Annotated in this window: 7 protein-coding genes, 1 pseudogene and 1 riboswitch (1 of these 9 cut by a window edge); of the genes and pseudogenes, 3 read left to right on the plus strand and 5 right to left on the minus strand. The window is 32.5% G+C overall.

The genetic code is table 11. The features are described 5' to 3' along the window. Positions 1-10: 10 nt before the first annotated feature. The 5 genes from Anndu_RS09180 to Anndu_RS09200 form a co-directional block, all read right to left on the minus strand. Positions 11-1,396 (minus strand): CmpA/NrtA family ABC transporter substrate-binding protein, encoded by a 1,386-nt coding sequence (locus Anndu_RS09180; protein WP_464100920.1) that lies wholly within the window; start codon positions 1,394-1,396, stop codon positions 11-13. Between the two features lie 12 nt (positions 1,397-1,408). After that, the gene (gene ntrB / locus Anndu_RS09185; RefSeq protein ID WP_464100921.1) at positions 1,409-2,215 is read right to left on the minus strand and encodes a nitrate ABC transporter permease; all 807 of its coding nucleotides are present in this window, start codon (positions 2,213-2,215) and stop codon (positions 1,409-1,411) included. A gap of 194 nt (positions 2,216-2,409) precedes the next feature. Next, positions 2,410-2,546: riboswitch (cyclic di-AMP (ydaO/yuaA leader) on the minus strand. An 83-nt stretch (positions 2,547-2,629) separates the two neighbouring features. Next, complete coding sequence (locus Anndu_RS09190; protein ID WP_464100922.1) at positions 2,630-5,977, minus strand: Eco57I restriction-modification methylase domain-containing protein; 3,348 nt, start codon at positions 5,975-5,977, stop codon at positions 2,630-2,632. Positions 5,978-6,071: 94 nt separating this feature from the next. Then, positions 6,072-6,977, minus strand: a complete 906-nt coding sequence (gene prmC, locus Anndu_RS09195) for a peptide chain release factor N(5)-glutamine methyltransferase (RefSeq protein WP_464100923.1) — start codon at positions 6,975-6,977, stop codon at positions 6,072-6,074. A 147-nt stretch (positions 6,978-7,124) separates the two neighbouring features. Then, positions 7,125-8,627, minus strand: a complete 1,503-nt coding sequence (locus tag Anndu_RS09200) for a helicase C-terminal domain-containing protein (RefSeq protein WP_464100924.1) — start codon at positions 8,625-8,627, stop codon at positions 7,125-7,127. Positions 8,628-8,727: 100 nt separating this feature from the next. On the opposite strand from Anndu_RS09200, the gene Anndu_RS09205 reads away from it, so the two are divergent. The 3 genes and pseudogenes from Anndu_RS09205 to Anndu_RS09215 all read left to right on the plus strand — a co-directional run. Then, a complete protein-coding gene (locus Anndu_RS09205) occupies positions 8,728-9,177 on the plus strand; it encodes a hypothetical protein (RefSeq protein WP_464100925.1) in 450 nt (149 codons plus the stop codon). Positions 9,178-9,269: 92 nt separating this feature from the next. Next, positions 9,270-9,983 (plus strand): DUF2232 domain-containing protein, encoded by a 714-nt coding sequence (locus Anndu_RS09210; protein ID WP_464100926.1) that lies wholly within the window; start codon positions 9,270-9,272, stop codon positions 9,981-9,983. Positions 9,984-10,056: 73 nt separating this feature from the next. Then, positions 10,057-10,360 (plus strand): annotated as a pseudogene (locus Anndu_RS09215) (IS630 family transposase); it runs 757 nt beyond the window's last position.

Raw genomic sequence — 10,360 nt, forward strand, 5'->3', positions numbered from 1 at the left:
GATAGAGAAATTAAGCTAAACCGTAAATTTTCGGGGCATTTGCCCTAATTTCAAAACTGTTAATATAGCCCATTAGATCACTAGGATCAAAGGTTTTGCCATCAATAAAAGCCGATCCTGACACAGTTTTATAATTATCCGATGGACATTTAATCCCCATTTCCTGCGCTATTTCCCGATATAAGTCGGTTTGCCATGCTTGGGCGGCTATTTCTTCCACATTTTTGGGAAATTCCTCTATTTGTCCCCATCTATAGGCTTGTGTCATCAACCAGAGGGCATCAGACTGCCATAAAAAGGTAGAATGATCGTTTTCAATGGTTGAAATGCCAGAGGGTAAGTCAAAAAAGAGGGTTGTTTCTAAACTGTTTTTAATTCTGGGTTGATCATCAAAACCACCATAATTATAATTACCCACTATTGCGGCTTCTGTATATTGGGTTTTTGCCCCTGTAAAGGAGCGTTGGGAGATAATTTGAGCTACTTCGGCTCGATTTTCCTCTTTACTGCAATATTGACAGGCTTCGATCATGGCTTTAACTAGGGAGCGATAGGTTTTGGGGTTTTCTTTAATAAAACTTTCCCTTACTGCCAAAAGGCGATCGGGATGGCCTCGCCAAATTTCCCGACCTTGAACAAAGGTAAAACCCACATTTTCATTCCCCGAAATTGCCCTTGTATTCCAAGGTTCGGCTACCATATAGGCTTGAATGGCATCCATCCGCATATTACTCACCATCTGAGGGGGTGGGCAAATGATTAATCTAAATTCTTCGATCGGGTTTAAACCTACGGAGCCGAGGAGATAACGCACGAAATATTCATAAATGGCGGAACTTAACACCACCGCCCAAACTCGCTCATCAATGGGGGATTTTTGCCAATATTGGCGTAAATCTTGACCAAATTGGTCTAAATTGCCGTTATAAGTGTACCAAGGTCTGATCCCTGCTTCCCATAAATTCCGATTCATGGTCAAAGCGTTACCATGGCGGTGGATCGTCATGGCGGCACTGAGGGGAAAATGGCGTGAGCCTTCCGCACCCAGTCGAGCGTTAGTTACTGCCCCAGAAACCACAGGAGATGCGTCTAAACGCCCAAAAATAATGCCGTCTCTGGAGTTAGCCCAACTTGCTTCCCGACTGAGTTTAACATTTAAGCCATATTTACGGAAAAAGCCTTTTTCGTGGGCGATCGCAAAGGGGGCGCAGTCATTAACAGGAACAAAACCAACGGTTAAATTAGGTTTTTCGAGGGTTTCGGGTTTAATAATTACTTCAACTTCCCCTTGGCTTAGATTAGAATTGGTTTTTGGTTGACTACAACCTTTAAGAGCGATCGATCCCGCCGTGGCCATCATTCCCTGTAGAAATAACCTTCGTTTGATGTGACTCATAATAAACTCCTGTTAACCTTTAGCGGGGCGATGGGTGATTAAAGTTTGTAATTTAGCCAAAGCATAATCTAAAATTAAGCCTGTAATGCCAATCACAAACACTGCTAAAAAGACCGAACTCACGTTAAGACGATTCCATTCATCCCAGACAAAGAAACCGATCCCGATCCCTCCGGTTAACATTTCCACCGCTACGATCACCAACCAAGCCACCCCTAAACTAATGCGTAAACCTGTAAAAATGTAGGGTAAACTAGCGGGTAACATCACCGTAACTAACTGTTGCCAACGGGGCATTTCTAAGACTTGAGCCACTTCTAAATATTCTTGGGGTACATTTTTCACCCCTTCGGCGGTATTAATAATAGTTGACCATAAAGAGGTAATAAAAATCACAAAAATGGCGGAAGGTTCGGCCGCATTGAATATAGCAAGGGCGATCGGCAACCAAACAAGGGGCGAAACGGGCTTAAAGACTTGAATAATGGGGTTAAGTATTTGCCATGCAGTGTCAGACATTCCGATTAAAAAACCGAGGGGAATGGCCACGATCGCGCCGAGTAAAAAGCCAATACAAACACGCTTTAAACTAGCCAAAAGTAACCAACCTAAGCCCAGATCACCCGGCCCACGATGATAAAAAGGGTGTAAAATAAAATCCAAATTTTTCACAAGGGCTTCGGGGGGAGTGGGCATCATTTCATGCCTAAATAAAGCAATGATCCACCATAACAGGATCACCCCTAAAAAACCCACGATCGGCAATAAAAAATTAGCATTAGTGAAAAAATTAAGAAAATTGTTTTTCTTTAACTTCATAAAAATCCTCAATTTACAATGAATTTTCGATCAAAAAATCTATCAAAAATCTTTAATCTATTTAAACAAAAATTATTAAAAATAATTCATGATAATTAGTTATACCTCAAAATCAAATAAAGGTAATTAATAAAATGTAGAGACTGGTCAAAGGAAATACCTAAATGAAATTGAGACAGTAAAAAGCTCATTCTTTAGTCTCCTCTCAATGCCTACGAGGTTAGCTGACGGGCGAGAACTGAGAGATGTCCCTCTTTACATTCACCGTAAAGATAAGCCCCCAAATTGGTTTCCCCGTTTCTGTTGTTTCAGAATTAGGCTGACTTTCTCTTAAAATTCATTGTATCTGATCTTTTAATTTTTGGGTAAAATTAGGATCGGCAGTTATTGATTGAGAAAATATTTTTACCTTTTTTATTGATAATTAATAGGCATTCTTGGTGGTGCTGTTTTCCACATTAATTCTATTTCTTCTGGTGTTAATTGATAGGCTTGATTGATTAAATCATTTAAACCCAATTCTAAGGTTAAAATTAAATTTTTATTCTGTTGAATTGTGGGAACATATTGATCATAAGCTTCCCGAATTTGCCTGAATTGATTAATATTAATACTTTTCATTCCTTTAGATTGACGTTTTTTAATTTCTGTGACAAATTCATCACTAGATAAACTGGCAAAATCTTCTAATTTTCTGCCTAATTTTTCAATTTTATACTCTATAAATAACCAATCAAATACATCTTTATAAATTTGTTGATTATTTTTGCTAATTTCAATTAATTGACTAACAATTTCTTCTGTTTTTGCTCTAATTTCTGATGTAGGATCGGCGATCGGTATTGTTTCAGTATAAATATTTTTTAATCTTAAAGTTTCGTTTGCTCCATGAATTGTCGTATTAAATAAATAATACCAAATAACAGGAGAATTTAATAATCCAAGCAAATATAAATCAGAAGAAGGCAAAACAAAACAAGTCATTTCTGCAAAAAAACTATTATTGTCAAAACAAAATTTTGAATGAAATGCTAAATCTTGCCAAACAATTTTATTCTGTTGAAATTCTTGCCAATGATTAAAATTATCTTGAAGTTCATACCATTTATATTTTCCTTGTTTACGTCCTTCCCATTCTCCATTAATCTTTTTATCCCAACTTTTAGGACAAGGTTCTAATCTTTTTTGATATTGAATAAGATAATTTTTAATAGCAGGATATTCGTCAATATTAATACCATGAAATGTCACAATAATCCATTGATTTTTCCATTCAGGATACCACCTTTTAATATCTTGCCCCCTTAAAAAAGGTTTAATTATTTCAAGCGATCGAGGATCTGCTTTAACTAATTGATTTTTCGTTTCATGATCAATTAAAAAAGCTTCATTAAAACCTGTTTTAATACCATAATAAGGCTTAATTCCGGCAAAATCAGTTAAAGGAATACCCTGATTTTTAATCTTTTCCATTAATAAATTAACTTCCGGTTTTTCCAAACCCCAAGCATTACTATTAAAACGACTATAGGGTATTTCAAAACCTTTTTGATTAACATAACTAATTAAATTAATATTACTTAATTCCTCTTTAGGAATAGCACATATTACAACATTAAACTCCCCTCGCTCTGTAGGAGAGGGGGCGGGGGTGAGGGCTTCACTTTTTCTCACCTTAATAATACAGGGAAAAGTCTCAGCATCCTCAAAAATTGGAGCGTGTCCAAAATCAATAATTTGCTCAACAATAGTCGTTTCTGTAAAAAACTTTCTTAAGGCTTCACCATAACCAGACTTTAACCATTTATTAGTAACAATATAGGATAAAAAGCCATTATTTTTTAATAGTTTAACCCCCTTTTCATAGAAATAGGTATATAAATCTGCCACTCCATGATAAGCCTGATAATGTTGTTGTAAATAGGGCTTTAAAGGTGATAATAATTCTTGTCTTACATAGGGAGGATTACCAATAATTATATCAAAACCACCCTCTGCTAAAATGTCAGGAAATTCCCGATCCCAATTAAAAGCATTGGGATCAAAATTAGGATCAGCAATAATCGAATTACCCACTTTAATATTATGATCAAGATCGGTTAAAGTTTGCCCCGGCCGTGCCGTTTTTAACCATAAAGATAACTTGGTAATTTCAACCGATTCAGGTGAGAGATCAACCCCATATAAATTACAATTTAAAATCGTTTTACTCAAATCAAAAATAGTTTTTTCCTCACCCGTTAAATCTGCTAAAATTTGATTAACTTCCTCATACTTTTGAGCTAAATAATCAAAAGCCGCTATTAAAAAAGCACCCGATCCACAGGCTGGATCAAGAATTTTAGTTTTCTTTAAAACTTGATCTCGGTAGGTTTCCCAAAATTTAATTTCTAAAGCTTTTTCTTGTTTAGTTAACTTAGCTTTAACGGGCTTAAATTGTAATTTATTTCTTAATTCTTCCTCTTGTTTACTTAAATAACTACCTAAAGAAATTTCAACAATATATTGGGTAATAAAAGCAGGAGTATAAAAAACACCTTGAGTTTTACGCTTACCTTTCTTTTGATTATAGGCTTGATTTTTAGCTAAAGCTTTTAATTCTTCTAAGTCAGTAATAGACTGCTCAAAAATATGCCCTAAAATATTAACAGAAACTTCCGTATCAAAATCAAATCTAGTTAATTGTTTTAATTGAGAACATAATAGATCAGAAACCTGTAAATCCTCATCTAATAAAGGATCGTGCTTAAATAAACCACCATTATAACCGGAAATTAAAGGATCATCATTACCCTGATCTACCCACCGAAAAACGGCTTTATAATTATGCCAGATCGGGCGAGGATTAAAAATATCTTGATGATCATGGGCTTGTTTAATAATATGTTTAGGTAATAAACCCTTATCTTCACAAAAGGCAATAAAAAGTAAACGATCTAAAGTTTTTTGTGCCTTCTCAATTAATACCTGATCTCTGTTAGAAATAGCTAAAGAAGCGGTATTTTTAAAATGTTGAACTAAATCTAATCTAACTTGACGATATTCTTGATATAATTGTTTAGTAATTTCTTCTTCTTTTTCGTTAGATTGAATTAAAAGTAAATCAATTTTAGAAGATTGATTACTTTTATTACTACTAGGTAAAAAATTTTGGCGACATAGAAGAAAATAAAACTTTTTAAACTGATCTAGATCAGCTAAATCTGTTAAGAAAAACTGTTCATAATAAGCCGGAGTTTTATTAGTATGATATAATCTAATTTCTCGATAATTAGAAACAATTACCCATTGACAATTAGGGGTATAATTAGCATAACGCCAACCTTGATCAACTGCTGACTCTTTTTTACCTGATAATGGACGATCTAAATTAATTTTTGCACCCTTTAATTCGATCGGAGCAATAATTTTACCCTCTAATTTTACCTTACCCTTTTGATTTTCTGTAGCCGTAAAAAAACCTAAAGCACCATCAGCCGATCCGCCTCCATCAGAGATACTAGCCTCAGCATGAATTTCCCAAGATTTACCTTTTGTTGCGGTAATAGGGCGATAACCTAATATTTCTTGAAAAATATCATTAAAAAATTGACCATGTAAAGAAGTCTCTTTAATTTCATCTAATATTCCCCCTTGTAAAGAAGCGATCCAATTAGTAATTTTTTCCTGTTTAGTAATTAAATCATCAGGAAATTTAAAAATTTGTAAAGCCTGATTTAAGGTTTTAACATGAAATAGATTTTTGGTCATTTTTTGTAACATTTTTGAAAATTTTACTTAAGTCAATTAGACTAATAAAGTTATAACATCAAAAGTCTGAGATTAAAAAAAATTTACAACTTTTTTAATAATATGTTTAATTATAACAATAAGCTAAAGTAAATCTATCTATTTTATCTAAATCATAACAAATTTTAATATTCCCATAGTTACCATTATTTTCTAATAGTTTTTTTACTGTTTCTCCTTGTCCTTTCATCATTTCGATTAACCAAATTCCCCCATCACAAAGATATTCAGGAGCGGTATTAATTAAATATTTAATATGTTTTAAACCGTCTTCTCCCCCATCTAAAGCTAAATAGGGTTCATATTTTTTTACTTCAATTTGTAAGTTTTTTAATCCGGCCGTGGGAATATAAGGAGGGTTAGAAATCATCCCTTTAACTTTACCTTTTAAATGGCTTAAAGGTTGCCACCATGAGCCTTGATAAAATTTAATTCTATTAGCAAAGCCTAAATTTTTCGCATTTTCTTGGGCAATATTTAAAGCCGATTGACTATAATCAACTGCATGAATTATCATATTAGGAAAAACCTGTGCTAAACCACAGGCGATCGCCCCGCTACCTGTGCCAAGATCAACCCAATCACCCCGATCTAAATTAGGAGTTTTACTATTTTTAATTGCGGCGATGGCGTGATCAATAATTTCCTCAGTTTCAGGGCGAGGAATTAACACATCTGGGGTAACTTTTAACTTAAAATTGCGCCAATAGGTAAAGCCAATTAAATATTGTAATGGATAGCGATCATTTACCCTTTTTTCCCATAAATTAATTAATTGATCAAAGGGGATTTTTAAATTAATTTGAGGTAAAGATTGAAAGTTTTGTAATTTAAGATCAAGACGATTTATATTAGTTAATTCTAAAATTAACCAATCTAATTCATAACTAGAAATTTGATTTTGATTAGCTTGAATTTTAGCTTGATTATACCATTGATTAAATTGTTTACTGGAAATATAATAATTATTCATAATTTAATTTAATATTAATTAATAAAATCCCATAAAGCTGAAGCCTTATGCTATAAAAATAAAGCCTGTCTGCACAGGCTAGAATGAAGTCTGCGTAGGCAGACTTCGTTTTTATAGCCTTAACCCTTCAGGGTTAAGGATACAATTTTAAACCATTTCAAACCAACTTGGATCGAGATAATTTGAACGGGCAAAAGGCTCTAAACTTTCTAAAATTAAAGCCCCATAGGAGCGATAATTAACCCTATTATCTAATAGAGCAACTACCCCTTGATTTTCTCGAATAGCTAATACAGATCGTTGAATTTCCCTTAAAGAATGGGGCAACAAATAAAGACGAAACCAGTCTTGTTTTTGTTGTTTATAATATTCAACTTTACCCGCCACTAAAGGATTTTCTAAAGAGGGTAAAGGTAGAGTAGCAATGATTAAAAGTTGGGGTTTCCCTATCTGAAATTGATATTTTCGCCAAAATTCCCACCCACTAATTAAAATATTATTGTCTGCTAAATTAGGATTTTCAACTTGAACTTTTGAGCCATATTTTCCCGCTAAAATTGCTCCGATTTTTCCTTTTAATGGCACATCATCTGTTAAAATAATAACAGGTTTTTCAATTTGATTAGTATAGCTTAAAAATTCTTCAATTTTATTGATTAAAACCGAAGCAAATTGAGGATTATTCGGTAAAGGAAAACGCTCAGGTATATATAATTGAAATTGCTCTCGATTAGTATTAGGAGAAAATTTTAAACAAGTAACATCTTCTAAGCCTATTTGTTGACGGAAAATTGTCGCATTTGGTTTATAATCTAAACAACTTCCGATCATCACAACTGTTTGTTTTTGCCAAATTTGTTTCAGGCGATCGCTGACTTTTACTGGACTACAAAAAAGACTAAATTGGCCTTTTTTCCTATTAACAGAAATCCATAAAAATGGACTTTCATTTTGCCATTTTTGCCAAAATCCCTCAAAATCAGGAATTAAATTAAAATTAGACTTTATTTCATTAAATAAATTGTATAATAATGTTTTTTCTTCTGTGTCCATTACCCAACATTCATAGGGATTAACGGGATGATCAAAAATATATTTTGTGAGTTTTATGCGAATATCTCTAATAAATTCCCTTGAAGCTGGTAATTTAATCATTAATTGTTCCCAATGATCATGATTAATTTCAGCCGTTAAACAGTCTTGAGTGTAACTTTCTAAGTCATCAGCTTGATCAATAATCAGAGGAATCTGAGCAGGAAAAGCTCCCAATTGGTTAAAATAATTATTTAACCAGTTTTGAGGAGAAGTTAAAAGCACCCCTGAAAAATCATCAGGCCAAGGCCAATAATTATTAATTGAAACGGCTTTATTTAAGTTTAATTCCTGTTGTAATTTAGGCAGATCATAAGTTAAGATTCTTTCTTGAAATTGCTCAGGAATAAGCATAATAACAGGGCTTTGATCTAATAAAGCTGGTAATAAATAACTTAATTTATATTGTTGATGGGATGCCCCTGTTTGAATTAAAGCCGATCTCCCCAAACGTAAAGCCCGTGCTACTAACCTTGCCATTGTTAAATGATGATGCCAAGGGGATTGATTATTTTTTAAAAATGATTTTAAACATTGATGAACTTCAACTTCAAGCACGGTTTTTATCTAATCTAAATAATTATTTTTTTTGATTTTATGATACAATTAAAATATTAAAATTAGACTAACATAAAATAATATTGATGTCAAGTTTCTTATGTTAAAATCAATCAATCTAACCCTTAAAAAAATAACTAAAAAATTTTTAATTTTGCTTGTATTTTGTTATTTTTTATGCTTAAATGGTTGTACAATTATTAAACCACCTTTAGAATTTGCCCCAGATGGTAATATTATTAATCAAGCAATTATTTTACAATTAAAAAAGACACAAACTAATCTAAGTCAAAGTTTAAAATCCTCTTTTCCTGAGTTAGAAATAAATCAAATTACTATAAAAAAAATCGAGCCAATATTTATTAATAAATTAGCCAGTTATCATCTCAAAGGAACATATAATTTAACCTTAAAATATCCACAGGAAACCATCAAACAAAAAAATAATCAATTTGAAATTTATTTACAAAGACAAGCCGAGGGTAAAACATGGCGCTTATTAAAAAAAATCGGTTCAACTTATTATTGGGAAAGTTATTTTATCAGTTGATAATTGACATTTATTAAACAGATCAGTTAAAAAAATATTTTTGATTATATAATATTAACAAATTATCTTAAATTATCAAGCTTAAAAATATCATGAATCATGAAGAAATTAACTGGGTTGATGCAGGAGATCAAGAACAAATTGATTTAACAACTCAACCGGAAATTAAAAAAGAAAAAATCCAAACTTCTCAACGTACTTTAGAAATGGTAGAAACTGCCTTTTTAGCAAGTACGGGAAGTTTAATTTGGTTGATTAATTATTATTTTCCCCTTGGGCCTATTTTAAAAATGTTTTTTCCCGTGCCGATCGCTTTAGTTTATTTACGTTGGGGAAGCCGTGCCTCATGGATGTCAGCCCTTGTTTCTTTTCTATTATTATCAATTTTAATGGGGCCAACTCGCTCAATTATCTTCTTAATTCCCTATGGTTTAATGGGTGTACAATTGGGAATGTTATGGAAAAGAAATGCCAGTTGGTTAAGCTCTATTTTTTTCGGAACAATTATTGGTACAATAGGCTTCTTTTTCAGATTTTGGTTATTTTCAATTTTATTAGGAGAGGATCTTTGGTTATATGTAATTACTCAAGTAACAGAATTAGCTGAATGGATATTTATTAAGTTAGGTTTATTAGCACAACCTAGTTTATGGTTAATTCAAATTATCGCTATCATTTTAATTATTATTAACAATTTAATTTATTTATTAGTAGTTCATTTAGTATCATTATTAATGTTAGATCGTTTAGGAAACCCCATTCCTAGACCTCCAAAATGGGTACAAATTTTATTAGATTATGAATAATTTAATGTAGTTATACCATTTACAAAAAGTAAGTTCAGGGTTAGTATAGGAATAAATTAACAGGAGCAATAGTATGTCAGGAATATCAAAAATAGAAGTAATTGAATCAGCAGATACACTAAAAAATCTCATGAAACAACAAAAAACAGCTTTGAATTTTGCCAAAGTTCAAGCTTTATATCTTTGGAAAATTCAAGTGGCTGAAACGATCAGATACTTAGCGGTAATGATGGGACGTAGTGAGAGAACAATTTACGAATGGTTTCACTTATATAAGACGGAAGGATTAGACGCATTATTACAAGAACATAATAAAACAGGAAGACCAAAAAAACTAGAGCTAGAAACAGTTGCTCTGGTCAAAAAGAATTAAGTGA

This window comes from Annamia dubia NIES-4383 (assembly GCF_055394725.1).

Bases quoted from the DNA above. Each gene is read 5' to 3' on its own strand.
- Anndu_RS09190 (WP_464100922.1), bottom strand. From the start codon at position 5,977: ATGTTACAAAAAATGACCAAAAATCTATTTCATGTTAAAACCTTAAAT.
- Anndu_RS09180 (WP_464100920.1), bottom strand. From the start codon at position 1,396: ATGAGTCACATCAAACGAAGGTTATTTCTACAGGGAATGATGGCCACG.
- Anndu_RS09205 (WP_464100925.1), top strand. From the start codon at position 8,728: ATGTTAAAATCAATCAATCTAACCCTTAAAAAAATAACTAAAAAATTT.
- prmC (WP_464100923.1), bottom strand. From the start codon at position 6,977: ATGAATAATTATTATATTTCCAGTAAACAATTTAATCAATGGTATAAT.
- ntrB (WP_464100921.1), bottom strand. From the start codon at position 2,215: ATGAAGTTAAAGAAAAACAATTTTCTTAATTTTTTCACTAATGCTAAT.
- Anndu_RS09210 (WP_464100926.1), top strand. From the start codon at position 9,270: ATGAATCATGAAGAAATTAACTGGGTTGATGCAGGAGATCAAGAACAA.